Source organism: Kribbella capetownensis, from assembly GCF_004331485.1.
Classification (GTDB): domain Bacteria; phylum Actinomycetota; class Actinomycetes; order Propionibacteriales; family Kribbellaceae; genus Kribbella; species Kribbella capetownensis.
The window spans coordinates 249,584-273,054 of record NZ_SJKD01000010.1; the positions used below are offsets into that span (position 1 = coordinate 249,584).

A 23,471-nucleotide genomic window follows, 5' to 3' on the forward strand; every position below is an offset into this window, starting at 1 on the left:
CAAACGCTTGTGCGCGTCCAGAAACCGGACGACATGCGGCGCTCAGCATCTGCCGGAATCGTCGTAGACCGGTTAGTCTCGGTTTTTGGGAACGCAGGATCGAACAATCCAACTGCAGAGCCGCCCAGCCAGGGGGAGGGCGACGCGTGTGACGAGCCTGAAGCCCGACCGGGTGCACGAGCAGTCCCAGCACTCGGCATCGGGTCGCATCCCGCGGCCGCCGTTGACCCTGGTGGCCCGCGAGCGGTTGCACTCTGCCCTCGATCTCGGCGTACGGTCGCCGCTCACGATGCTGATCGCACCGGCCGGTACCGGCAAGACGGTGCTGCTGTCGGACTGGGTGGCGCGCCGCAGACGGTCGGGCCAGTCCGTGCTGTGGGTACCCGGGCAGGCGCCCGGTGCGCTCGCCGGAGCCCTCGAGCAGCTGGCCGGTCCCGACGCGGCGGCACCGCCGGATCCGATCGTCATCGACGACGCCCATTTGCTGCCTACGGCAACGGTGACTGGCCTGGCCCAGATCCTGAAGAAGTCGCCGCACGCCGTCCGGCTGTTGCTGGCCAGCCGGTACGACCTGCCGCTGCCGGTGTCCGAGCTCGAACTGCGCGGGATGGCGCTGACCCTGCGGTCACGGGATCTGCGCTTCACCGATGCCGAGGCCACCGAGCTGGTCCAGGCCCATGCCTCGAACGCCACCGCGGCGGACGTCCGGTTGTTCCAGGAGCGGACCGCAGGCTGGGCGGCCGCCCTGGTGCTCGCGGCGCGGACGCTCGCCGCCTCCGGGGACACCGGGTGGTCCTTTGCCAACCAGCAGCCGGTGCTCGACCTGCTCCTGGGCGAGACGTTGAGCACTGTCGACGAGCGGGTCCAGGCAGTCCTGCTGAGCACGTTCGGGGCCGCCTCGGTGACGGGACACCAGGCGGCCATGCTGAGCGGTGACGCGGACGCCGGCGCGATGCTGGGCGATCTCGCCGGCAGCGGGCTGCTGGTGACGGCGTACGCCGACGATCCGGGCAGCGAACCGCTCTACCGATTCCACCCGCTCCTCGTCGAGTTGCTCCGGCGGCGGGTGGCCGGGCGCAGCGAGAACGCACAGATCGTCACCGCGGCGCAGCATCGGTCGGCGCTGTACTACGAGAACCGCGGCGATGGCTGCAATGCCCTCCGCGCCGCACTGGGCGCCGGCGACCCTGCGCTGGTCGCGCGGATCCTGCTCGGTCACGGGCCGGCGATCCTGGCCGCCGGCGATCTGAGCCTCGTCGCGGACGGCTTCGAGAGCCTCCCGGAAGGCTATGTCGAGCAGCATCCACACCTCGTCGGCGTCCGTGGGCTGCTGCGGCGTGCCACCGGCGACGTGACCGGCGCGATCATGGATGCGGCATCGGCGAACGACCTCGCGTCCGCGGCAGATCCGCAGCCGGTGACACCGGACGACAACGCGCTGGAGGCGGACGCCGTACTGCTGCGGTTGTGGGAATCGCGCTATGGCTGGCACGACGTCCACGCCGCGATCGGACGGGCGAGGACCCTGCTGGCGCTCGACCCCACGGACGCCAATGGCCGGCCGCGCGCCGTACTCGGGCCCGAGCGGCTGGCCTGGTTGCTGATCGAGCTCGCGGCTGCGGAGACGTGGGCGGACGAGCTGGACGCCGCGCTCAGCCACCTCGACGAGGCGCTCGTCACCGCCCGGATGGCCGGCCATCAGCGGCTGATCGGCGGGGGATTGGCCCACCGTGCCGTCGTGCAGTACACCCGCGGCCAGATCGAGAACGCGGCCGGCTCAGCGCAGGCCGCTCTCGACGCCGCCGGCGAGCAAGGGCTTCCCCGGGAGTACGCCGTCCGCGCGCACGTCGTCCTGGGCTTCGCGGCGCTGGGTCATCTGGACCTGGACAGCGCGTGGCGCCAGCACGAGCTGGTGGTGGCGACGGACGTGGCCGGCTCCGACACGGTGGTCGCGGCCCTGCGCGCCATCCTGCGAGCCGTGCTCCTGCTCGAGGCGGGTCGCCTCGAAGAGGCGCTGACTGAGCTCACCACCGATCCCGCGTCAGCCGGGCCGTTGCCGTCGTTCCTGTCGCGGGATCTGGCCCTGCTGCGGTTCCGGATGGCGACCATGGTGGGGGACCACGCCGGTGCTGAGACCCAGTGCGACGTACTCGACCGGATCGGCAACACGTCCGAGGCCGAGCTGATCCGGGCCATCACGTCGATCGTCCGTGGCGACGTCCAGACCACGCTGAAGTTGATGGATGAGGCTCTCAACCGGCCGGACGTCTACCCTCCGCTGGCGTCGGCAGCCGCCTCCTTCCGGACCGTCCTGCTGGCGCGGATGGGCGACGAGGCCGCCGCGGAAGCCGCGTTGGTGGACACGCTGAACCGGGCCACGCCGCAGCGGATGCTGTATGCGCTCACCCCAGTCGGCCGTGAGCCGGACTTCCTCGATCGGTTGCACCGGCATCTCGCCGGGCCCAACCCGCATCCGTTCGCCGCGGCCACGCTCGAGCAGCTGTCGTCGTACCGGGCCGCCTGGAGCGAGGTCGGCGGTACGTCGCTTCTGGCGCGAGTCCGGCCGGACGCGCAGGTGCCGCCACCCCGCCGCCTGGACGCGGTGATCGACGGTGCCCGGATCCGGTTGACGCCGCGGGAGGCCGACGTACTCGACCAGCTCGCACTCGGGAACTCCTACACCGAGATCGCCCGGGCCCTGTTCATCACCGAGAACACGGTCAAGACCCATCTGATGTCGCTGTATCGCAAGCTGGGCGTGGAGAAGCGCTCCGCGGCCCTGCGAGTCGCGCGCGCCGTCGGCCTGACCCAACAGTCCCCGAACCAGGGCGGCGGATTCATCCCCCGGATCGGGTGATCCGAGCGCGTCGGCGGCAGACAAGGGTGTTGGCAGGCGGAGCAGACAGGGCGGACACCGGGATGCGTCACAGCGGCTGCGGGACCGGACCACGGTGACGACGCCGCGCCCTGTCGCAGCGCTCGGGCGGCTCGCCGGCAAGGTCACGGGCCGGGTTGTCGAGACCGTCCCGCCGGACCTGATCCTCGACCACATCGACGTCGACGCCCTGGTGGACCGGGTCGACATGAACCGGATTCTCGACCGCGTGGACCTGAACCGCGTGCTGGAACGCGTCGACGTCAACCACATCCTGGACCGGATCGACCCGGACCGCCTGATCGACCGGATCGATGTCGACCGGCTGGCCGGCCGGCTCGACCTGCAGCGCCTGCTGGCCGGCGTCGACCTCGACGAACTGCTCCGGTCGGTGGATGTCGAGGCCCTCGTACGCCGGTCCGGCGTACCCGGCCTCGTGGTCGAGAGTCAGACCCAGCTGGCCGGCTCGCTGCTCGATCTCATCCGCCGGCAGCTCGCCGGGCTGGACGCCGTACTCGACCGGGTCGTCAACCGTCTGCTGCGCAGGGACATCGGATCGCAGCCGGCGGCCCCACGACTGCTCGAGGTGCAGGAATGAACGTGCGGATGACCGTCACGGGTCACTACGCCGGCGCCGTGAGCAGGTTCGCCGCCGCCGTACTCGACGTACTGATCGTCTTCACGTCGTTCACGATCGGCTTCGCGGGACTCGATCTGCTGACCACCGCCTTCTGGGGAGTGTCGGTGCGGCGCCAGTCGACGGGGGCGACGATCGCGCTCGCGGTCCTGGCGTTCTGCTACGCGTTCGGGTTCCTCGCGGTCGCCGCGCGCACGCCGGGGCAGGGGATCGTCGGTCTCCGGGTGGTGCGGTCCGACGGCGGGACGATCCGGCCCGGCCGAGCCTTCGTGCGGGTGTGCGCGTACGCCGTGAGCGTGATCCTGGCCGGACTCGGGCTCGTCCTGATCGTGTTCCAGCGCGAACATCGCGCCCTGCACGACCTGATCGCCGGGACCGCGGTCGTCTACGACTGGGGGGAGCGGCCCGCCGAGCTCCCCGGCCCGCTGTCGGACTTCCTCAGCCGGGCCGGAGGCAAGTCACCCGAATAGGAGGAGGCCGCCGCCTCCCGCGATTGATGGGATTGCCAGCAGCCCTGCAGTCCCGATCAGGTGCCGGAGGAGATGTCGTGAACACCACCGCGGACGATTTCGACCCCATTCCTTCGACTCGGCATCGGATACCGGTCACCGTCGGCTCCTTGAAGCAGGCAGAGCAGGAAGCGGACGCGCTCGCGGTGCCAGTTGCCTCCGGCACCGAGCCGCCGGACGAACTCGGCACGGATGCGGCCGGGCTGGCCTCAGCGGGCTTCAGCGGCATGCGCGGCCAGACGCTGGTCCAGACCCGATCAGGCGGTCCGGTCCGGGTTGCCGTCGGGACCGGCGTACCGGATCAGGTCGACGTCACGCTCGTGCGTGATCTGGCGGCCGAGTTCGCCCGCGCGGTGCCGTGGCACAAGCGCCTTGCGATCGAGGTGCCGTCCCGGACGACCGGTATCTCCGCCGGGGACTTCGCCCAGGCGGTGACCGAAGGTGTGCTGCTGGCGCGCTGGCGGTACTTCGTCGGCCAGGGTGCGGACACCCCTCAGCTCGAATCGCTTCTGGTCGTCGCCTCCGACGAGCACGCGGCAGAAGTCGCGGCCGGCGTCGAGCGCGGCCGCATCATCGCCGAGGCGTGCTCCCTCGGCCGCGATCTTGCCAACTGCCCGGCGACCACACTGTCTGCTGTCCGAATGGCTGAGGTCGCGGTTGAGGTCGGTGCGCGGACCGGCCTGCAGGTGGAGGTCTTCGACAAGGACCAACTGATCGAGATGGGTTGTGGCGGCCTGCTCGGCGTCAACCGCGGCAGCGTCGAACCGCCTCGGATGGTCCGCCTGCGCTATGAGCCCGCCGAGCCCACCGGCCGGATCGCCTTTGTCGGCAAGGGGATCATGTACGACTCCGGCGGGATCAGCCTCAAGCCGAGCGACGAGTCGCACGCGCAGATGAAGAACGACATGACCGGAGCCGCGGCCGTGCTCGCCTCGATGACGGCCTTGCAGGCTCTCGGCTGTACGACGGCAGTGACCGGTTACCTGATGTGCACCGACAACATGCCGTCCGGGTCCGCGATGAAGCTCGGTGACGTGCTCCGGATGCGCAACGGTACGACGGTCGAGGTACTGAACACCGACGCGGAGGGCCGGTTGGTGATGGCCGACGCCCTGGCCCTGGCGACCGAGGAGCCGGTTGATGCGATCATCGACATCGCCACGCTGACCGGTGCGTGCCTGCGGACGTTCGGTGTCGAGATTGCCGGTGTCATGGGCAACAACTCGGCCGTGGTCGAGCAGTTGCGGAGTGCGGGTGATCTTGTCGACGAGCCGGTGTGGGAGCTTCCACTGCATCGGTCCTACCGGACGCAACTCGACTCGCCGATCGCCGACCTCACCAACATGGGCGGGATCAACGCCGGCTCGATCACCGCGGGTCTGTTCCTGGAGGAGTTCGTCGACAGCAAGCCGTGGGCGCACGTCGACATCGCCGGGACGGCTCAACTGCCGGCGCCGAGGACGTGGCGGAACAAGGGCGCGAGCGGATTCGGCACCAAGTTGCTGATCGAGTTCGCCCGCGCGTTCGCCGTCCCCGCCGAGGACAGCCGTCAGGTGGTGCCGCGGTGAGCGCGGTCGAGGAGGTGCCCGCCAAGAAGGGGGGTATGCAGAAAGTTCTCGACGGCATCGAACGCGTCGGCAACAAGGTGCCGCACCCGGCCATCATCTTCCTCGCCCTGATCTTCATCGTCATCGTGCTGTCGCAGATCCTGGCCTGGACCGGGGCGAGCGTCACCACCGAGGTGGCCGAGCCGCAGACCGTGCAGGTCATGCCCGAGTACCAGGCCGGGTCGAGCGTCGCCGGCTCGGACACGCCGCCGGCGCCGGCCGTGCCCGACTACGAGTTGCACACCGAGAAGATCACCGCCGAGAGCCTGCTGGACGGTGACGGCATCCGGTTCATCTTCACGACCGCCGTCCAGAACTTCAACGACTTCGGCGTCGTCGCGGTGATCCTGGTCGCGATGATCGGCGTCGGCGTGGCCGAGGAGGCCGGGCTGATCGCCGCGCTGATCCGCAAGATGGTCAAGGTGGCGCCCAAGGGTGCGATCACCTTCATCATCGTCCTGCTCGGCGGCATCTCCAGCGTCGCCTCCGATGCGGGCTACCTCGTCCTGATCCCGCTCGGTGCGGCGGCGTTCGCCTCCCTCGGGCGACATCCGCTGGCCGGCATCGCCGCGGCGTACGCCGGGGTCAGCGCCGCGTTCTTCGTCAACATCCTGATCACGCCGGCCGACGGCATCATCACCGAGGTGACCAACGAGACGGTCGCGCTGGTCGCGCCCGACGTCGAGCTCAACGTCACGCAGAACCTCTTCTTCAGCATCGCCTCGACGATCTTCTGCGCGATCGTCATGACCATCATCACCGAGCGGCTGCTCGAGCCGCGCCTGGGCAAGTACGACGCTTCGGAGGCGCCGGCCGACGCGCCGGTCGACCACCAGCCCACCGACGAGGAGATGGCACTGGAGTCGCGCGGCCTGCGGTGGTCGGTGTACTACCTGCTGGTGGCCGTGGCCATCGTCTCGCTGCTGACCTTCATCCCGGGTGCTCCGCTGCGCAACCCCGACACCGGCGAGATCTTCGGGTCGTCGCCGTTCATGAGCAGCCTGCTGTTCATCATCTCGATGCTGTTCCTGGCCGCCGGGCTCGGCTACGGCCGGGGCTCGCAGTCACTGACTGGCAGCACGAACGTGATCAATGCGATCGTCAAGACGTTCAACGGCCTCGGCGGACTGATCTTCCTGATGCTGCTGATCGCCCAGTTCATTGCCTACTTCAACTACACGAACATGTCGACGCTGGCCGCGACCGGCCTGGCCGACCTGCTCGAGCGCGCCGACATCGGGGCGTTGCCGCTGCTGATCGGCTTCATCCTGCTGGTGCTGATCATCGACCTGATCATGCCCGGCGTGATCCCCAAGTGGGCGATCCTGGCCCCGATCTTCGTGCCGCTGTTCTACCGGCTCGGCATCGCGCCGCAGACGGTGATCGCGGCGTACCGGGTCGGCGACGGACCGGCCAACGTGATCACCCCGCTGATGGTCTACCTGCCGTTCATCGTGCTCGTCTGCCAGAAGTACCGGAAGAAGGCCGGTATCGGCACAGTGGTGTCGATGATGCTGCCCTACACCATCATCGTCCTGGTCACCTGGACGCTGTTCTACGTGGTCTGGTACGCGATCGGCATTCCCTGGGGGCCGTCCGCCCCGGTACACCTCGGCTAGGGCGGTACGAACGCTATGGATGACGGCACGATCAGCCTGATCATCCTCGGGCTCACCGTCGCCGTGTTCGTGTGGAACCGGCTGCCGGTCGACCTGGTGGCGGTGCTGACCGCGTTGTCCCTGTGGGCGACGGGAGTCCTCGACTTCCCCGCCATCATCGCGGGCTTCGGGGATCCGGTCGTCATCTTCATCGCCTCGCTGTTCGTGGTCAGCGAGGGCATCGACTCCACCGGCGTCACCACCTGGGCCGGCCAGGCGATCGTCAAGTACGCCGGAACGCAGCGGTCCCGGCTGCTCGTCGCGGTGACCGCACTGTGTGCGTTGCTGACAGCGCTGATCACCCTGAACGGCGCGGTCGCGGCGCTGCTTCCGCTGGTCGTGATGCTCGCCGTCCGGATCGGGGAACCGCCGTCGCGGATGCTGATGCCGCTCACCTTCGCGGGCAGCGCGGGGTCGCTGCTGATGCTGACCGGTACGCCGGTCAACATCATCGTGTCCGAGGCGTCGAGCGATGCCGGTGCGGGCGCGTTTCCGTTCTTCTCCTTCGCGGTCGTCGGCGTACCGCTCGTCATCGGGACGATCGCCATCTCGGTGTTCTTGGGTCCGCGGTTGCTGCCGGCCGCCCGCCCGGCGCACGCTCCGGCCGACCTGGCCAGGCATGCGCACACCCTCGATGTGCACTACGCGATGACCAACGGCTTCTACCGTTTGCGCGTCCGCGAACTCTCGCCACTGCTCGGCCGTGGCGTGGCCGACGTCGACCTCACGCCATACCCGGGGGTGGAGATCGTCGGAGCCCAGGACGGGGACGGAGTGTCCCGGGTGAGCGAGTCTCTCAATGTTGGTGACGTGCTCGTGGTGACCGGTCCGTCGGAAGCGGTGGGCAGCCTGACCATTGACTCCCTGCTCGCGGTCTGTATGGCGCCGACGCCGGTCGACGATCTGCTGACGCGGGAGGCCGGCGTGGTCGAGGTCGTCATCCCGCCGCGGTCGTCACTGGTCGGGGAGTCGGTCTTCCCCGGGATGCATCGGGCGCACGACCTGGTGATCATCGCGGTACAGCGGATGGCGAAGGACCGCGGCAACCAGCCCACCGTGCTCGCCGAGGGCGACGCGCTTCTGGTGCACGGCACCTGGGCGGCTCTGGACGAACTGACGAGGGACCGGGATGTCCTGCTGGTGGATTCGCCGGATCTCGTCCGGCGCCAGGCTGTGCCCTGGGGCGCCAAGGCGTCGATCGCCGTCGCGATCCTTGCCGGCATGGTGGTCCTGCTCTCGACCGGCGCGGTCCCGCCGGCGTTGGCTGGGCTGCTGGCCGCGACGGCGATGGTGGCGACCAGGGTGATCGGGCCACGGCAGGCGTACCGCGCGATCTCGTGGCAGATCGTCGTACTGATCGGTGCTCTGATCCCGTTGTCGACAGCGATCCAGACCAGCGGCGGCGCCGACCGGATCGCCGACCTGATCATCGACGCGGTCGGTCCCGGCCGCCCGTATTTGTTGCTGTTGGCACTCTTCTTGCTCACGGCCACGCTCGGGCAGGTGGTCAGCAACACCGCGACGGTGCTGATCGTCACGCCGATCGCGGTGGCGGCCGCCCAGGGGACCGGGACGTCCGTGCAGCCGGTGCTCATGCTCACGGCCGTCGCCGGTGCGGCGTCGCTGCTGACTCCGATCTCGACTCCCGCGAACATGATGGTCATGAATCCGGCGGGATACCGCTTCGGCGACTACTGGAAGCTCGGGCTCCCGGTGATGCTGTGGTGGTTGCTGACGGCCCTCGTGATCATCCCGCTGGTCTGGCCGTTCTGACATGGCGGATGAGGACAGGTACGTCTCCACCGGCGGCCTTCCCGGAACGGTCGCAGTGGTCGAGCTGGTGCAGGCGGCGTACGAGCTGGGCCGCGGGATCGGCGACGGGACGGTGTCCGACGTATACCCGGCGTTGACCCGGGTCGACCCGGATGCGTTCGGCGTATGTGTCGCCGCCAGCGACGGCCGTCTGGCCGAGGCGGGCGACTCGCGGAGCCCGTTCACCATCATGAGCGTCGCGAAGCCGTTCGTGTTCGCGCTGGTCAGTCAGGCGATCGGTGTCGATGCGGTGCGCGACCTCGTCGGCGTCAACGCGACCGGTCTGCCGTTCAACTCGGTGCAGGCGGTCGAACAGCCCCCGGCCGGACGCACCAATCCGATGGTCAACCCCGGGGCGATCGCGACGACGAGTCTGACACCGGGTACGTCGCTGGAGGACCGCTGGGGGTTCATCGTCGACGGCCTGTCGCGGTTCGCCGGTCATGAGCTCCCCCTGGACACGGAGGTGCTCGCGTCCGCACTGCAGACGAACCATCGCAACCGTGCCCTCGCCGAGTTGCTCCGCAGCGACGGCGGCCTGGTCGGTGATGCGGTCGAGGCGACCGTGCTCTACACCAGGCAGAGCTGCTTGAGCGTCACTGCGGTGGATCTGGCGGTGATGGGCGCGACGCTGGCGGACGGCGGGGTGTGCCCGAGGACCGGCGTACGAGTGATCGACCCGGACGTCGCCCGGGTGACGCTGGCCGTGATGACGATCGCGGGCTTGTACGAGACCTCTGGTGACTGGCTGCTCGACGTCGGCGTTCCGGGCAAGAGCGGGATCGGCGGCGGCATCGTGACCGTTTCGCCGGGCAAGGGCGCGCTGGGCACGTTCGCGCCGCGGCTGGACCAGGCGGGCAACAGCGTCAAAGGCCAATGGACGGCACGCTTCCTGTCCCGCCACCTCGGTCTCGATCTGCTGGCCTCACAACCGGTCCCACCGGCCGCCGACGTGTCGTGAGTCCTCAGGGTTCGGCGAGTGTCAGCGTGGTAGTGGCCGTCTGACCTGCTCTGGAATAGGTCAGCTCGATGGTGTCGCCGACCTTGCGGGTCAGGGTGGCGACGACGATCTGTTCGCTGCTCTGAGCCGGCTGGCCGTCGATCTTGGTGATGATGTCGCCTGCTTTGAGACCGGCCTTCACCCCCGGACCGCCGGCGTCGACCGAGACGACGAAGAGTCCGGCCGGGTTGCCCGACGCATTCGCGAGGGCGGGCGGGATCTCCTGGACCTGCAGGCCGGTCGTCGGATGCCCTGGCTCCCCGGTACGGACGAGTTCGTCGGCGATCGGGCGCGCCAGGTCCACCGGGATCGCGAAGCCGAGGCCGACGCTTCCGCCGCCGGCGACGCCGGACGCGTTCGGAACGGTGGCGATCGCGGCATTGACTCCGACGAGATGGCCGGAGCAGTCCACCAGGGCGCCGCCGCTGTTGCCGGGGTTGATGGCCGCGTCGGTCTGGATGGCGCCGATCAGGTGATGGGTCACTCCGTCACCGGGCACCGGCACGTAACGGTCCAGCGCGCTGACGATGCCGGAGGTGACCGTGCTGGCGAGTCCGAGCGGTGCGCCGAGGGCGACGACAGGCTGCCCGACCTGCAGCTCGGCCGACGACCCGAATTCGATCACTGGGCGATTCTTCGCGGCATCCGCGGCCTTGAGTACGGCGAGGTCGGTGCTGGGATCACGGCCGACGATCGTGGCGTCCGAACTCGTGCCGTCGCTGTACTGGACGGCGACCTTGCCGCCGTTGGCCGCGACCGAGATGACGTGGTCGTTGGTGAGGATGTAACCGCCGTCCTTGAAGATCTGCCCCGAACCGGTGCCGGCCGAGGCGCCACTGCTGGCCGAGATCGTCACGATCGACGGCAGGATCTGGTTCGCCACCGGGATCGCCGCGCACATCGCCGTACTGGGGTCCGTCGAGGCGGCTGATGAGGCGTCGGCGGATCCGCCGTTGCGATCCACCAGCACGAACACGAGGGAGGCGATCAACGCGCCCACGACGGCGCCGGCCAGGACCGCGATGGACAGACCGCGGGTGAGCCGGAAGCGACCCCGGCCGTCCGGTGGTGTCGCTGCCGGACCGGGCTGTCCGTTGTCGGCCTGGACCATCTGGACCTCCTCTGGCCCACTCAGGAGTCGGAGCGCACCTCATGCTCGACGCTCCCGTCGCCCACCCGAGAATAGGTTCGCTGGGCGCCGGACATGTCACCCGATCCAGGTGAAGCCGGTACGGATGTGGCGCGGTCGAAGTACAGGTAGGCGACGGCCGATCCGGCGAGTGGCATCGCGAGCGCGAAGAGCAGCGATGAGATCACGTTGATCAGGACCGGCGAAAGGTCGGTGGCGAGGAGCAGGACGATCCCGGCGATCGGTCCGGCGGCCAGTCCCAGCCCGATGATGATCGCGAGCGGTACGGCGGTCCGCCACCAACGCCGCTGGACGAGCATCCGGCTGCGTCTCAGCGCAGTACCTCCGGAGCAGTGCTCCGCCACCACGACCGGGATGGCGAACGCCCGGCTGGCCGCGTAGTAGATGGCCACCGGGATCGTCGCCACGAAGAACGCCAGGACCGCGAGTACGACGAAGTACTGCAGGGCCACCCGGGTCAGCGGCCGCCGGCGCGAGAAGACGTGGCGTAGTACTCCCATCGCGGTCACGGTCTCGCCACGATCCAACTGGTCGAGCATCCTCGTCACGGCCGCGAGAAGTACGACGTACGCCGCGATCGTGAGGATCGTGACGGCCAACGTGATCAAGGAGGCCCAGAAGCCCGGAGCGTTCTCGGTCGGTGCGCCGAGGTCGGTGGGAGCGTCGCGTTGGGCGACCTGGAACCTGGCCAGAGTCACGGTCGCCAGGCTCAGCACGATGAACGCCGCCGCGAAGCCCGTGAACAGGCCAGGCCGGTGCCGGAACAAGCGCAGCGCGGCCACCACGGTCTGACCCCAAGCTCGCCTTCTTCTGGCCGGCAAAGGGGCAGCGTTGCTCCACCGCGTACGGCTCGCCGCGAACCAGATCAGCCCGACGAGCGCCGCGAGAATCAGGCCCAGCAGCCAGGCTCGATCGAGGGTTTCGCGGACCAAGTTGGATCCGGTGCCGACCGCGGCGCAGAACGCGCCCGTGCTGCTCGGACCAAGCAACGTGCCGGCCGGCACCGTACCGCTGTCGTCCCGCCAGGTCTCCTCGGCGTCCTGGATCGGCGTGAGCCACGACGTTTTCATGTTCGGGCCGGTCGGCCCGTCGAAGAACGAGCGCTGCCGTTCGCCCCATCTGCCTTCGAATCCAAGCCAGGGATACTCCTGCAGGTAGTCCGCGCGGGTCAGCGGTACGTAGGCGACCCGGGGCCTGATCGCGGCTTGCGGTCTGGTCGTGTCGTCGCAGCCCAGTCCTTCCGAGCCACGACCGAGGTACAGGCGCTGGCCGTACTTGTTGGCATGTGAGCCGGCCGCCGGGTAGACGACCGGATGGGTTCCGTCGACGACCTCGAGTTTCGCGTCGCCCCAGCGGGCTCGCTCGGCGCCTCCGTGCTGGCTGAATCCGACCGCGGTCGGTTCCTTGGCCAGCGCGGCCGCGGGGGTCGGCGCGTCGAAGATGAGCTGGATCGATTCCCAGTCGCCTTCGTGGGTGTTGTTGTAGTCGTTGAAGACGTAGAAGAACCAGTACTCCAGCGAGAGCTTGCCGGGGAACGCCGGATCCGCGACGACATGGGCGTAGACGGTGGCCGGGTGGACCGCGTTGATCAGCGCCGACCACTCGGCGTACGTGCAGCCAGGACGGAGCGGATCGCCCGGGAAGTCGAGGAAGTGTCCATGGAACCCGAGGCTGATGTCCTTGCCCTGCGGCTGCGTCTTGACCAGGTCCGGAGGCCGCCATGGGCCGCGCAGGGCAACCTGTTGATCGCCGAGCACGGCCTCGACGTCGGTGGGCTGGAACTGTTCGCCGTCCTCGCACCTCGGCGATGGCTCCTGCAGTTTGACGACGGGGGAATAGCGCTGGGCCAGTGCTTGCGCGGCGGGGTCGTCTGGCGAGGCGGTGGTGTCGGCTGCTGCCGAGTCCGGCAGCCAGAGGATCGTCATGGTGAGGAAGGCGAACAGCAGTGGCGGCAGGGATCGTCTCCAGTCGCGGGCCGTCATTTCCACAGCATGCGCACGACGTACCGGTCTCCACACCATCCGGCTCTGGCGTAACTTCGGCGGCCGAGGTCACCCGATCCAGGTGATCCATGCGTCGGTCTGTGATCTCGTCGACGCAGAGCGCACCCGGATCCGAGCTGCCGCGACAAGACGCGCGTACCCGCAGCCGGTCTCCCCCTGTCCGGGGGAGGCCGAAGGACCCCGCCGGCAGCAGAGTCGTTTCGACGGGACGCGAAAGGGGCTTCCCATGGGCCATTACGTCATCAGGGTGAAGGGCGAACTGTCGCGCGACCTCACCGATGCCTTTCCCTCGATGACCGCCGATCCCGAACCGGCGCAGACGGTGCTGCACGGGTTCCTCGACGATCAGGCGGCACTGGCCGGCATCCTCAACCACCTCGACATGCTCGGCATCAACATCATCGAGGTCCTGCAAGTCCCCTCGACCCGCCCACCCGACGACGACCCCTCACCCACGACCGCTCAGTGATTACTCCAGCCCCGGGTACACAGGACCAGGCGGTAGGAGTCCGGATCCGCGATGGTGACGCCCCAGGTATCCCAGTACGGGTTGCGCGACGGAACCACCTGCCCGCCGGCGGCGACCAGACGTTCGACCAGCTCGTCCGGCACCGGCCCCTCCAGGTAGACGACCAGGAGGTCTTCCTCGGTCGGCTGCGGTTGCACCGGATCGCCGTCGATCTGCACCAGTTCGAGGTGCCAGCCCGCCTCGGGCCAACCGACCATCAGGAGGTGGTGGCCGTCCTCGGACTTCCGGTAGATCACACTCAGCCCGAGACCGTCGACCCAGAACCGCTCGACGGCGGTCAGATCCTTGCTGGGACGGGCTATCCGCACGTGGGCCTGCTGTTCGATCGCCATGGGGCGAGGCTAGGCAGTCGCCGGATCACGTCACCGCGGCCCCGGTGAGGGCCTGCTGTTGTGGGGGTGTATTGGCCGCCGATTGATTTGTTCGGACGTGTCGGCGAGGTCACAGGGATCTGACTGACTGATCAGTCAGTCATCTTGCTAGGCTCGGCAGTGCTGCACTTGGGGCATTCCTGTCGATGGAGTGAGGTGCCGACCATGGCGCTTGCGGATGTGTCTGTGTCTCGCCGGAGAAAGGCCCGGCGAGAGGAGTCGAGGCTGGCCGACCATGTCGACCGGCTGGGGGAGGAACACCCACCGATCCCGCTCGACAGTGTCGACTACACGATGAAGCGGCCCGGCCTGCTCGCCGAGCGGTTCGGGTCGGTCCTGGCCTACATGTCGCGGGTCGAGCTCGAGGTCGAACGGAACGTGATCGAGCTGAACATCCTGCTGCCTGATCCACCCGAGGTCGATCAGCACTTCTACGCCGACGTGTGGATGCCGCAGGAGACGCACCACGGCCTGATCCTCGACCGGCTCCAGGTCCTGGCCGGTCTCGAGGCCACCACCCCCAACCTCACCGAGGTGTCGTTCCGGCTCAAGCTGCTCGGGGCGCTCGGCCGGGTGGGCGCCGTACAGGACGTCAGCCGGATGCTCTACTACCTGACCGGGCTGGCCACCGAGCGATCGGCGGTGCTTGCCTACAACAAGCTTCACGCCGGCATGCTCGAGCTGGGGGAGCGGGCCGTCGCGAGGACCGTGGTCGCGCCGATCCGCCGCCAGGAGCCGGGGCACTTCGCCTACTACCAGATCGCCGCGCGTGGTCTCTGGTCGCAGTTGGGCGGCTGGCAGAAGTGGCTGGTGCGCACGCTGCGGCGGAAGACGTTCGGCCCGGTCGGTGCCGAGAACAAGCAGCAGCGGCTGGAGTTCGGCAAGGCGATCCGCTCGCTGGGCATCGTCACCGGTGACGACGCGGATCTTCAGCACTATGCCGATCAGGTCGGGCGGGTCGAGCACGAGTTGCTCTGGGCCCACCGGCGCGGTCTGCGGGTCCCGAAGTACGTGTTCGAGTCGTTCCGCCGTGCCGCCCACGCGACCGCGGACCTGGACGGTGATCACCAGCCCGCCCGGGGTCGGGCCTGATGATGACCGCCGCCGCCTCCGGCCGCCCCTCGAAACGTGAAGCCATCATCGACACGGCCGAGCGCCTGTTCGCCGACCGCGGGTACGACGCGACGTCGACAGCGCTGATCGCGCACGAGGCCGGCGTACCGACCGGCCTGGTGTTCTACCACTTCGCGACCAAGCTGGATCTCCTGCTGGCCATCGTGCACGAGCGGCCGACACCGGGTGAGGTGCTGCGGACCGCAGCACGTGGGCGGTCGGTGCACCGCCGGTTGCGGGCCGTCGTGTCGTCGATGGCCGAGGAACTGGAACGCAATCGGGCGGCGCGGATCATCGTCTTCCGGGAGGCGCAGGCCCGTCCCGAGATCGCCGAGCGGGCGGCGGAGTTGTTCGACGAAGCCACCACCACGGTCGCGGAGATCCTCAGCGGCGCCGACGATGTGGTGGCCGAACCGGACCGGGTCCGGACGGCCGCGGATCTCATCGTCAGCCGCGTCTTCCTCGACATCATCGCGTTGGGCCAGGCCGACACCGCAACCAAACGCCACGCCGCCATGATCGACCTCATCGAAGAGTCACTCACCACACCACACGCCGAGTGACGTCGCGTCAGACGCCGTCCGGCTCGCGGGTTTGGCGGACGTAGGCCGGGATCACGAACCAGAAGGTGACGAACCAGGCCAGTACGGCGATGACGACGCCGACGGCTACCGGGCGGGACGCCACGACGTCGAGCGCGAGCAGCAGTCCACCGCAGACCGCGGCGACGAGGAAGACCAGCCCGGCGCGCAGGAAGTAGTCCGCGATCGTCACCAGCCGGTCGCGCAGACCCTGCCGGTACACGATGCGGTGCAGCGAGATCGGTGCGAGGAACAGTGCGACGGCGAGCGCTGAGGCGATCAGCGTGCAGGCGTAGACGAAATGGGTGAAGTTGTCGGCGTCCTGGAACCGGTTCTGGAAGGCGATGCTCAGCAGGAAGGCGAACAAGATCTGCGTACCGGTCTGGGCCAGGCGCAGTTCCTGCAGCAACTCGTTCCAATGCCGGTCGAGCCGCCGGCCGGAGCTCTCGTCCTCGCGCCGGTAGTGCTGGGTCATCACATCTACCCGATCGTCCGGTGGTTTCCGGGTCCGGTACCCCACGTCACCGGCGCGTATGCGGCGTCGAGTACTACGGGAGTTTGCGGGTGTCGATGAGTTGCTGAGCGACGTCGCGGAGTTTGGTGTTGGTGTCCTGGGAGTAGCGCTTGAGGATGGCGAAGGCCCGGTCGCCGTCGACGTCGAAGCGTTCCATCAGGATGCCCATCGCCTGGCCGACGAGTTTGCGGGCGTCGACGGCCTGCGCCATCGATTCCTCGTGCCGCGCGGAGGCGAGAGCAACGGATGCGTGCCGGGCGAGGATGTGGGCGATCGCCTCGTCGTCCTCCGTGAACGCATCCGGGAACGGGCTGTAGAGCCCGAGTACGCCGACCGTCGCACGAGCCGCACCACCAGTCGCCAGCGGTACGTCGAGCACGCTGCGCACCCCGAGAGCGGCAACCTTCGCGGCCCACTCCGGCCAGCGGTCGTCGGTTGTGGTGTCACGGATCAGGACGGTGGTGCGTTCACGGAGCGCGGTCACCAGCGGGCCACACTCGGAGGTGAGTTGCAGGTCGTACACGTCCGCGACGACCGGGTCGGTGACCGCGGCGATCTCCGGGTGTGATCCACGGGAATAGAGCGCCACGCCGGCGTACGTGCAGTTGAGGGCCTGCAGGGCGAACTGGACGACGGCGTCGACCGTCTCGTCCACGCCCGACGCGTCGTGCAACTCGACCGCCAGGCGGGCGAAGGCCATCGCCGCGTCGTTGGCGTCCGAGTCGATCATGGCCACACGCAGCTCCTGGGGGTCACCAGGGCGCCCGCGGGTGAGCGCCCGTGGTCATCATGCCGGTCCTATGACCGATCCCGCGCTCACTCCGGGGTAACAACTCAGTGACCCGCCAGGATTGTCGTTCTGCGGCCGTCGGAGGGTGCGTTCTCCGGATTGTGCCGCTCGAACGGGCGTCTGGTGCGGTCTGGGCCCGCTGCGCCACTGAACGGGTCCAGACCTCGAGGCTTCCCACCGCCCGAGCGTTGAGCAACCTCTCACCCCTCCCAGTGCCCCGAACCCCCAGATGGATGCATGAAACTTCATCCAGTACCCGGTGGGTGGCACTGGTCGTTTCTGGGCGGGGGACAGGGGCACCGGGGCATCATGAACAGGAAAGGATTCGTGCGTGCGCTGGCCGGCGTGCAGGTGGTGGTGACGGGTCTCCTGAACCCACTCAGCGCGGGGGACGGCGACCCGAACGACTACGGTGGCGCAATCTGGGTGATCGTGGCCGTCGCTGTCGTCGCAGTGATCGTCGGGGCCGGAACCTTCTATCTGGTCCGTTCCCGGCGCATCGACCTCAGTCAGGGCAGTACGCCCGAGGGCAAGGACGACTCGGCGAACACACATCGCGACGGCTAGGCCGGGTCTGCTCCGTAGTACCCCGGTGGCGTACCTTGGGGCCGGCTGAAGAAGTCGGCCGCTCGGGACTGTTCGCAGGATGGGTGCATGGAGTCCCTGACATTCGAGAGTCGCGATCTGGCGCGCACCGAGGAGTTCCTCAACCGCGCGTACACCAAGATGCGGATCGGCGGCGGCACGGACGACGTGAGCGCGCGGATCACCCGCGAGGCGGTGGGCTCGATCAGTATCGACCGGCTCGACATCGGCTTCGAGATGAAGTACGACGCCGACCCGCTCGGCAAGATCTGTCTCTGCGTGGTCGAGGCCGGAACCGTGCAGGACCACGCCACCGACGGCTGGCAGGACGCGTTCGGTCCGGGCGATGTCGTCTCGTTCGCCCCGCCGGATCGTCCGTACGCCGGCAAGGTCTGCCGGTCGCGCTACAGCATCACCATGTTCGATCCCGCGCTGCTCACCCGGGCCGCAGGCGTTGACAACCGAACCGGTGGGCCGGTCCGGCTGCTCGACCATCGCCCACACTCGGCCGCGGCCGCCCGCCATCTGGTCAGCACGATCAACTATCTGGGCGATCAGGTGCTGCCGGACTCGACGGTACGGACGTCGACGCTGCTGCAGTCCTCGGTCTCGCGCCTGCTCGCGTCGAGTGTCCTGGCCGCGTTCCCGAACACGGCGCTGATCGCGCAGGACCGTGCCGACGGGCGGGACGCGCATCCGCGGACAGTGCAGCGGGCGATCGCCTTTCTGGAGTCCAGCGTCGACCAGGACGTCGCTGTCGGCGACGTTGCCGCCGCCGCCGGCGTGACTGTGCGGGCGGTTCAGACCGCCTTCCAGCGGCATCTCGGAACCACCCCGATGGCGTACCTGCGCCAGTTGCGCCTGGCCGAGGTCTGCACCGAACTCCTGGTAGGCGATCCGGCCAAGCTCTCCGTCACAGCCGTGGCGGCGCGCTGGGGTTTCCACCACCTGGGTCGCTTCGCCGCCGCCTACCGGGAGCGGTACGGCGAGTTGCCGAGCACAACGCTGGGTCGCTGAACCCGATCGTTGCCCTGGGCGACGTTCAGCCGTCGAGTTGCAGCCGGCGACTGACGATGAGCTGGGCCACCCGCGCCAGCGTCTCGTCGCGGGCGTAGGCGCGGGCGCGGAGAAGCGCCGAGGCATCGTCGATCGCCAGGCCCAGATGGCCGGCGATCATGCCGGTCGCCTGATGGACCACAGCCCGCGACATCCACGGGCTGTGGTCGTCGGGTTCGTCGCCGGTGGGTGGTGGATCGTTGAGCAGCGCGACACCGAGTGCGTCGGCGAGGAACTGCGAGGTCTGCGGACTCTCCGTGAACTTCCGGCCGTCGGTGACGTACGCGCTGAGCACGCCGAACGGGCGTCCACCCGGACGGATCGGGAAGCAGCGGATGGTCAGCGGTCCGACCGCGGCCAGCGCCGAGCGGACGAACTCCGGCCAGCGCCTGTCGGTCTCCAGGTGCGCCGCGACCGGCTCGCCCGCGCCGTACGCCGCATGGCCCGGCCCCTCACCGAGGACGTCCTGCAGATCCTCGAGCCGCGCGGCCGTCGAGTCGGTGGCGGTCAGCGTGACGCGGTTGGTGACCGAGTTCTCGATCGTGATCGCCGTACCGTCCGCACCGAGGAGGTCACGACAGGTGCGCCCCAGCTCGTCGGGGCGACTGCGCGCGGGCGTCGCTGTGATCGCCTCGATCAATCGGGTGAGGATCGCACCGCGCTTCATGTCAGGCCCGGTACCCGCCCGGCCGCCGGCCATTCCCGCTCGAGATCGCCCGTTTGTGCGGCGTTGGGGGCGGGCACCGGATGAAGGCACGGGGAGTTCAGTCGCCGGGTGTCCGCCCGGCTCGTCAGATGGGAAGGGCCATGGCTCTCATTCTGTGGATCATCGCCGTGATCCTCGTCGTCGCCGGGATCGTCTCCCTGTTCCGCGGCCAGGTGCTGTGGGGCGCGGCGCTGATCGTGATCGGACTGCTGGTCGGTCCGGGTGGTGTCAGCATCTTCACCTGATCGTCTCTACCGGGAAACCGGTCGCCTGCCCCCACGTCGCCTCGGCGTGGGGGCAGGCGTCGTTCGCCCTGTAGTCGGGGGTATGTGCGCGGAGATCGTGCTTGCCGAGGACGACGAGAAGCAGGCCGAGCTGGTCCGCAGGTAGCCGTACCAAGGTGGTTGCCCCGGCCAACGACGCGGATCGCTCGACCCTCCGCGCCGGTGGTATCGAGGTCGATGTCGAGAGCCACGAACTGTTTGCGGACGGCGACAAGATCGACTGTACGGCGGGGGGAGTTCCGGCTGATGGCGACGATGGCGGCACGGCCGCACCGGGTCTTCACCCGGGCGCAGCTGCTCGAGACCCTGCACGGGATCGACACCTACATCACCAGCCGGACGATCGACACGCGCGTACTGAATCTGCGCAAGAAGATCGAGCCGGCCCACGGCGACCGGTCCGGCTCGTCACCGTCTACGGCGTCGGCTACAAGCTGACCGAAGGGTGACATGACGCCTCGGCGGAGTGTGCTCGTCCGGTTGCTGGTCGCTGCGGTGCTGGTCTCGCTGTGCTCGATCGCCGCGACGGCGTGGCTGGCGACCCGCAGTACGACGGTCGCGATCCAGCAGCAACGGGGTCGTGCGCTGGCAGACGGACAGCAAGAGCTACGACACGTTGCTCGGGTACGCCGCCACGCACCCGCAATGGGCCGGCGTCGGGCAACTGATCGACCAGCTGAGCCGGTCGGCAGCTCACCTTGACCACCAAGGATCGCAAGGCGATCGCGGGTCCGGCCAACGATCTGTCCAGTGCGTCGTCCGTCGTGATCGATCGGTTCGCCGTGAATCCGGACCTCGACTGCGTTCGCGGCCGGACCGGCGCGGGGTCCCTGCGCCGATCCGAGCGCCGGATCTACGGCCGGCTGCAAAGCTGATCAACCGATGCCTCGCCGATCGCGTGCGCAACACGGTGACGCTGCAATCGGATCTGAGCTGGCAAGTCGACTCCGGACCCGCCGAAGTAGGTCCACGGACTGTGCTACCGGCCGAGGCGATCGACACCTGCGTGACAACCTCCCGGCGACTGCAGCTCGATCCGTACGTCGCCCCGGCGGCACTGCTCTTCGTCAGTACGCCGAGCCGCATGCTCGCCGCCACTTGTCAGAAACCTGTCAGCACGCCGTCCGGATCTGATCGACCTGTGCAGGAGGCAAAGGAAAGGCAAGGAGATGTGTACTCTCCCTGCCACTATCAACCTATAACGCATCGGGGGACTTGCCGCAAGCCCCCGGTCGTGCTGGAGAATCGCCGACCGAACGCAGAACCGACGGAAATCAGGGGGATTCCATGATCGACGTGATCGTTGCCGGTGGCGGCCCGGTCGGCATGATGCTGGCCGCTGAGCTGCGGCTGCACGATGTGGACGTGGTCGTGCTGGAGAAGGCGCTGGAACCGACCAAGATCGTCCGCTCACTCGGTCTGCACGCACGCAGTATCGAGGTGATGGACCAGCGTGGTCTGCTGGAAAGGTTCCTCGAACTCGGCACGAAGTACCCACTCGGCGGCTTCGCCGGTATCTACAAGCCGGCGCCGGAGCGGCTGGACACCGCACACGGCTACCTGCTCGGCATCCCGCAGGCCATCACCGACCGCCTGCTGACTGAACGGGCCGCCGAGCTCGGCGCCGACATCCGGCTCGGGGCCGAACTGGTCGGGCTGAGCCAGGACGACGACGGCGTGACCGTCGACCTGGCCGACGGGACGCAACTGCGCTCGCGTTACCTGGCTGGTTGCGACGGCGGCCGCAGTACGGTGCGCAAGCTGCTCGGCGTCGGTTTCCCTGGCGATCCGAGCCGGGTCGACACGCTGCTCGGCGAGGTGGAGGTGACCGCTCCGCCAGAGGAGGTGACCGCCGTCGGGACCGAGGTCCGCAAGAACCAGCTGCGGTTCGGGGCCATGCACGTCGAGGGCACTCTGTTCCGTTTCGTTGTTCCCGGCGCACCGGTGGTGTCCGAGGACCGTGCGGATGCGCCGACGCTCGAGGAGTTCAAGCAGCAGTTGCGGCTGACCGCCGGCTCCGACTTCGGCGCGCACTCACCGAGCTGGCTGTCCCGCTTCGGCGACGGCACTCGGCTGGCCGAGAGTTACCGGTCCGGCCGGGTGCTGCTCGCGGGCGACGCGGCGCACGTTCACCCGCCGATCGGCGGGCAGGGACTGAACCTCGGCGTCCAGGATGCCTTCAACCTCGGGTGGAAACTGGCTGCCGAGATCGACGGCTGGGCACCGGAGGGGCTGCTGGACAGCTACGAGCTCGAACGGCGCCCGGTGGCCGCCGGCGTGCTGGAGAACAGTCGCGCGCAGATGGAGCTGCTGTCCACCGAGCCGGGTCCGCAGGCGCTGCGCCGGCTGCTGGGGGAGCTGATGGACTTCGAGGAGGTGAACCGGTACCTGATCGAGAAGAACACCGCGATCGCGATCCGCTACGACTTCGGTGAGGGTCACGAACTCCTCGGCCGCCGATTGCGGGACGTGGAGCTGAAGCGCGGTCGCCTCTACGAGCTGATGCACGAGGGCCGTGGACTCCTGCTCGACCAGACCGGCCGGCTGTCGGTGGCAGGCTGGGCCGATCGGGTCGACCACGTCGTCGACGTCAGCGAGGAACTGGACGTGCCCACGGCGCTGCTGCGACCGGACGGCCACGTGGCGTGGATCGGTGAAGATCAGGAGGATCTGGACGCGCACCTGCCCAGGTGGTTCGGGGCCGCCGCCGGCTGAGCGATAACTTGTACGGGGCGTTCAACGAGGAGGCTGTATGCGGATCGCGGTGATGGGGACCGGCGGGATCGGCGGGTACTTCGGAGGCCGGCTGGCGCTGGCCGGGCACGATGTCGCGTTCATAGCGCGGGGCCGCCAGCTCGAGGCGCTGCGTACCCATGGCCTCCGCCTGGAGAGCCAACTCGGCGATGCGCTCCTGCCCACGGTCACGGTCACCGACGATCCCGCGCAGCTGGAGCCGGTCGACATGGTGTTGTTCGGCGTGAAGCTGTGGGACACCGAGGCCTCGGCCAAGGTGATCGAGCCGCTGCTCACCGAGCGTACCGGCGTGGTGTCGTTCCAGAACGGCGTGGTCAAGGACGACATCCTGCGCAGCGTTCTCGGACCGGAGCACGTCATCGGTGGTGTCGCCTACATCGCGGCCACGATCGCCGAGCCCGGCGTCATCCGCCACTCCGGTCCATTGCAGAGGCTGGTCTTCGGCGAGTACGACGGCAGCACCTCGGCGCGGGTGCAGGAGTTCTACGACGCCTGCGTGGCCAGTGGCATCGATGCCGAGATCAGCGGCCAGATCGAGCAGACCATCTGGGAGAAGTTCGTCTTCCTGGTCGGCCTGTCCGGTACGACGACCACCGCCCGGACGCCGATCGGACCGATCCGCAGCCACCCGCGGGCTCGCGCCTTCCTGCACGACGTGATGGACGAGGTCGTGCAGGTCGCGCAAGCCCAGGGTGTGCCGCTGCCGGCCGACTTCGCCGACGGACGACTCGCGTTCGTCGACACGGTGCCCGCCGACATGACGTCGTCGATGCACCACGATCTCGACCGCGGCAACCGGCTCGAGGTGCCGTGGCTGAGCGGCGACGTGGTTGCCCGGGGCAACACCCTCGGCATCCCGACGCCGTGCAACCGGGCGATCACGGACATCCTCTCGGTGCACAGCGACGGCCGGCCGGCCGGACCGAGCTAGGGTCGG

The 23,471-nt window shown here is 68.7% G+C and carries 24 protein-coding genes; 18 read left to right on the top strand and 6 right to left on the bottom strand.

Features of this window, described 5'->3' with window-relative positions; genetic code table 11:
- Positions 1–148: 148 nt before the first annotated feature.
- The 7 genes from E0H75_RS36110 to glsA all read left to right on the top strand — a co-directional run bounded on the left by E0H75_RS36110 (position 149) and on the right by glsA (position 10,059).
- Positions 149–2,857: a LuxR C-terminal-related transcriptional regulator gene (locus E0H75_RS36110; RefSeq protein WP_131518193.1), complete on the top strand. Its 2,709-nt coding sequence runs from the start codon at positions 149–151 to the stop codon at positions 2,855–2,857.
- A 94-nt stretch (positions 2,858–2,951) separates the two neighbouring features.
- Entirely contained in the window at positions 2,952–3,473 is a 522-nt protein-coding gene (locus tag E0H75_RS36115) for a hypothetical protein (RefSeq protein WP_131518194.1), read from the top strand.
- Entirely contained in the window at positions 3,470–3,982 is a 513-nt protein-coding gene (locus E0H75_RS36120) for an RDD family protein (protein WP_131518195.1), read from the top strand. Before E0H75_RS36115 ends, E0H75_RS36120 begins: the two co-directional genes overlap by 4 nt.
- 77 nt (positions 3,983–4,059) lie before the next feature.
- The gene (locus tag E0H75_RS36125) at positions 4,060–5,589 is read left to right on the top strand and encodes a leucyl aminopeptidase family protein (protein WP_202873342.1); all 1,530 of its coding nucleotides are present in this window, start codon (positions 4,060–4,062) and stop codon (positions 5,587–5,589) included.
- A gap of 35 nt (positions 5,590–5,624) precedes the next feature.
- A complete protein-coding gene (locus E0H75_RS36130; RefSeq protein WP_131518197.1) occupies positions 5,625–7,247 on the top strand; it encodes an AbgT family transporter in 1,623 nt (540 codons plus the stop codon).
- Between the two features lie 15 nt (positions 7,248–7,262).
- Positions 7,263–9,059: an SLC13 family permease gene (locus E0H75_RS36135; RefSeq protein ID WP_131518198.1), complete on the top strand. Its 1,797-nt coding sequence runs from the start codon at positions 7,263–7,265 to the stop codon at positions 9,057–9,059.
- A 1-nt stretch (position 9,060) separates the two neighbouring features.
- Complete coding sequence (glsA, locus tag E0H75_RS36140) at positions 9,061–10,059, top strand: glutaminase A (protein WP_131518199.1); 999 nt, start codon at positions 9,061–9,063, stop codon at positions 10,057–10,059.
- Positions 10,060–10,063: 4 nt separating this feature from the next.
- Here the strand turns inward: glsA and E0H75_RS36145 are convergent, their stop codons facing one another.
- On the bottom strand, positions 10,064–11,209 hold the full coding sequence (locus E0H75_RS36145) for a S1C family serine protease (RefSeq protein WP_131518200.1): 1,146 nt from the start codon (positions 11,207–11,209) through the stop codon (positions 10,064–10,066).
- A gap of 20 nt (positions 11,210–11,229) precedes the next feature.
- On the bottom strand, positions 11,230–13,230 hold the full coding sequence (locus E0H75_RS36150; RefSeq protein ID WP_131518201.1) for a hypothetical protein: 2,001 nt from the start codon (positions 13,228–13,230) through the stop codon (positions 11,230–11,232).
- A 247-nt stretch (positions 13,231–13,477) separates the two neighbouring features.
- On the opposite strand from E0H75_RS36150, the gene E0H75_RS36155 reads away from it, so the two are divergent.
- Positions 13,478–13,720 (top strand): hypothetical protein, encoded by a 243-nt coding sequence (locus E0H75_RS36155; RefSeq protein ID WP_131518202.1) that lies wholly within the window; start codon positions 13,478–13,480, stop codon positions 13,718–13,720.
- Here the strand turns inward: E0H75_RS36155 and E0H75_RS36160 are convergent.
- Positions 13,714–14,112 (bottom strand): VOC family protein, encoded by a 399-nt coding sequence (locus E0H75_RS36160; RefSeq protein ID WP_131518203.1) that lies wholly within the window; start codon positions 14,110–14,112, stop codon positions 13,714–13,716. The two genes, E0H75_RS36155 and E0H75_RS36160, sit on opposite strands and share 7 nt — an antisense overlap.
- A 225-nt stretch (positions 14,113–14,337) precedes the next feature.
- Here E0H75_RS36160 and E0H75_RS36165 point away from each other — a divergent pair, with 225 nt between their 5' ends.
- The gene (locus E0H75_RS36165; RefSeq protein WP_238163485.1) at positions 14,338–15,243 is read left to right on the top strand and encodes a GTP-binding protein LepA; all 906 of its coding nucleotides are present in this window, start codon (positions 14,338–14,340) and stop codon (positions 15,241–15,243) included.
- On the top strand, positions 15,243–15,827 hold the full coding sequence (locus tag E0H75_RS36170) for a TetR/AcrR family transcriptional regulator (RefSeq protein WP_202873343.1): 585 nt from the start codon (positions 15,243–15,245) through the stop codon (positions 15,825–15,827). The genes E0H75_RS36165 and E0H75_RS36170 overlap by 1 nt, the downstream gene beginning before the upstream one ends.
- A gap of 7 nt (positions 15,828–15,834) precedes the next feature.
- On the opposite strand, the gene E0H75_RS36175 is transcribed toward E0H75_RS36170, so the two are convergent.
- Together E0H75_RS36175 and E0H75_RS36180 are read right to left on the bottom strand one after the other, a co-directional pair.
- Positions 15,835–16,320 (bottom strand): DUF6328 family protein, encoded by a 486-nt coding sequence (locus E0H75_RS36175; RefSeq protein WP_131518204.1) that lies wholly within the window; start codon positions 16,318–16,320, stop codon positions 15,835–15,837.
- 73 nt (positions 16,321–16,393) lie between these two features.
- Positions 16,394–17,089, bottom strand: coding sequence for a GAF and ANTAR domain-containing protein (locus tag E0H75_RS36180; protein ID WP_131518279.1), 696 nt, complete (start codon positions 17,087–17,089; stop codon positions 16,394–16,396).
- Between the two features lie 369 nt (positions 17,090–17,458).
- Between E0H75_RS36180 and E0H75_RS36185 the strand changes: the two genes are divergently transcribed.
- Together E0H75_RS36185 and E0H75_RS36190 are read left to right on the top strand one after the other, a co-directional pair.
- Positions 17,459–17,716: a hypothetical protein gene (locus E0H75_RS36185; RefSeq protein WP_131518205.1), complete on the top strand. Its 258-nt coding sequence runs from the start codon at positions 17,459–17,461 to the stop codon at positions 17,714–17,716.
- 87 nt (positions 17,717–17,803) lie between these two features.
- Positions 17,804–18,751, top strand: coding sequence for a helix-turn-helix domain-containing protein (locus E0H75_RS36190; RefSeq protein WP_131518206.1), 948 nt, complete (start codon positions 17,804–17,806; stop codon positions 18,749–18,751).
- Between the two features lie 25 nt (positions 18,752–18,776).
- On the opposite strand, the gene E0H75_RS36195 is transcribed toward E0H75_RS36190, so the two are convergent.
- On the bottom strand, positions 18,777–19,457 hold the full coding sequence (locus E0H75_RS36195) for a GAF and ANTAR domain-containing protein (protein WP_131518207.1): 681 nt from the start codon (positions 19,455–19,457) through the stop codon (positions 18,777–18,779).
- 140 nt (positions 19,458–19,597) lie between these two features.
- On the opposite strand from E0H75_RS36195, the gene E0H75_RS43320 reads away from it, so the two are divergent.
- The 6 genes from E0H75_RS43320 to E0H75_RS36215 all read left to right on the top strand — a co-directional run bounded on the left by E0H75_RS43320 (position 19,598) and on the right by E0H75_RS36215 (position 23,465).
- Entirely contained in the window at positions 19,598–19,741 is a 144-nt protein-coding gene (locus tag E0H75_RS43320; protein WP_165554278.1) for a GPGG-motif small membrane protein, read from the top strand.
- A gap of 285 nt (positions 19,742–20,026) precedes the next feature.
- On the top strand, positions 20,027–20,218 hold the full coding sequence (locus tag E0H75_RS43765) for a winged helix-turn-helix domain-containing protein (protein ID WP_202873344.1): 192 nt from the start codon (positions 20,027–20,029) through the stop codon (positions 20,216–20,218).
- Positions 20,219–20,230: 12 nt separating this feature from the next.
- Positions 20,231–20,482 (top strand): hypothetical protein, encoded by a 252-nt coding sequence (locus E0H75_RS36205; RefSeq protein ID WP_131518208.1) that lies wholly within the window; start codon positions 20,231–20,233, stop codon positions 20,480–20,482.
- On the top strand, positions 20,479–20,655 hold the full coding sequence (locus tag E0H75_RS43325; RefSeq protein WP_165554280.1) for a hypothetical protein: 177 nt from the start codon (positions 20,479–20,481) through the stop codon (positions 20,653–20,655). Before E0H75_RS36205 ends, E0H75_RS43325 begins: the two co-directional genes overlap by 4 nt.
- 412 nt (positions 20,656–21,067) lie before the next feature.
- The gene (rox, locus tag E0H75_RS36210) at positions 21,068–22,495 is read left to right on the top strand and encodes a rifampin monooxygenase (protein WP_131518209.1); all 1,428 of its coding nucleotides are present in this window, start codon (positions 21,068–21,070) and stop codon (positions 22,493–22,495) included.
- A 37-nt stretch (positions 22,496–22,532) separates the two neighbouring features.
- The gene (locus tag E0H75_RS36215) at positions 22,533–23,465 is read left to right on the top strand and encodes a ketopantoate reductase family protein (RefSeq protein WP_131518210.1); all 933 of its coding nucleotides are present in this window, start codon (positions 22,533–22,535) and stop codon (positions 23,463–23,465) included.
- Positions 23,466–23,471 lie beyond the last annotated feature (6 nt).

What these genes read in the sequence shown, in the direction of transcription:
- E0H75_RS36120 (WP_131518195.1), top strand. Translation starts at nt 3,470, where the DNA reads ATGAACGTGCGGATGACCGTCACGGGTCACTACGCCGGCGCCGTGAGC.
- E0H75_RS36130 (WP_131518197.1), top strand. Translation starts at nt 5,625, where the DNA reads ATGCAGAAAGTTCTCGACGGCATCGAACGCGTCGGCAACAAGGTGCCG.
- E0H75_RS36135 (WP_131518198.1), top strand. Translation starts at nt 7,263, where the DNA reads ATGGATGACGGCACGATCAGCCTGATCATCCTCGGGCTCACCGTCGCC.
- glsA (WP_131518199.1), top strand. Translation starts at nt 9,061, where the DNA reads ATGGCGGATGAGGACAGGTACGTCTCCACCGGCGGCCTTCCCGGAACG.
- E0H75_RS36145 (WP_131518200.1), bottom strand. Translation starts at nt 11,209, where the DNA reads ATGGTCCAGGCCGACAACGGACAGCCCGGTCCGGCAGCGACACCACCG.
- E0H75_RS36150 (WP_131518201.1), bottom strand. Translation starts at nt 13,230, where the DNA reads ATGACGGCCCGCGACTGGAGACGATCCCTGCCGCCACTGCTGTTCGCC.
- E0H75_RS36155 (WP_131518202.1), top strand. Translation starts at nt 13,478, where the DNA reads ATGGGCCATTACGTCATCAGGGTGAAGGGCGAACTGTCGCGCGACCTC.
- E0H75_RS36160 (WP_131518203.1), bottom strand. Translation starts at nt 14,112, where the DNA reads ATGGCGATCGAACAGCAGGCCCACGTGCGGATAGCCCGTCCCAGCAAG.
- E0H75_RS36170 (WP_202873343.1), top strand. Translation starts at nt 15,243, where the DNA reads ATGATGACCGCCGCCGCCTCCGGCCGCCCCTCGAAACGTGAAGCCATC.
- E0H75_RS36175 (WP_131518204.1), bottom strand. Translation starts at nt 16,320, where the DNA reads ATGACCCAGCACTACCGGCGCGAGGACGAGAGCTCCGGCCGGCGGCTC.
- E0H75_RS36180 (WP_131518279.1), bottom strand. Translation starts at nt 17,089, where the DNA reads ATGATCGACTCGGACGCCAACGACGCGGCGATGGCCTTCGCCCGCCTG.
- E0H75_RS36185 (WP_131518205.1), top strand. Translation starts at nt 17,459, where the DNA reads ATGAACAGGAAAGGATTCGTGCGTGCGCTGGCCGGCGTGCAGGTGGTG.
- E0H75_RS36190 (WP_131518206.1), top strand. Translation starts at nt 17,804, where the DNA reads ATGGAGTCCCTGACATTCGAGAGTCGCGATCTGGCGCGCACCGAGGAG.
- E0H75_RS36195 (WP_131518207.1), bottom strand. Translation starts at nt 19,457, where the DNA reads ATGAAGCGCGGTGCGATCCTCACCCGATTGATCGAGGCGATCACAGCG.
- E0H75_RS43320 (WP_165554278.1), top strand. Translation starts at nt 19,598, where the DNA reads ATGGCTCTCATTCTGTGGATCATCGCCGTGATCCTCGTCGTCGCCGGG.
- E0H75_RS43765 (WP_202873344.1), top strand. Translation starts at nt 20,027, where the DNA reads ATGGCGACGATGGCGGCACGGCCGCACCGGGTCTTCACCCGGGCGCAG.
- E0H75_RS36205 (WP_131518208.1), top strand. Translation starts at nt 20,231, where the DNA reads ATGACGCCTCGGCGGAGTGTGCTCGTCCGGTTGCTGGTCGCTGCGGTG.
- rox (WP_131518209.1), top strand. Translation starts at nt 21,068, where the DNA reads ATGATCGACGTGATCGTTGCCGGTGGCGGCCCGGTCGGCATGATGCTG.
- E0H75_RS36215 (WP_131518210.1), top strand. Translation starts at nt 22,533, where the DNA reads ATGCGGATCGCGGTGATGGGGACCGGCGGGATCGGCGGGTACTTCGGA.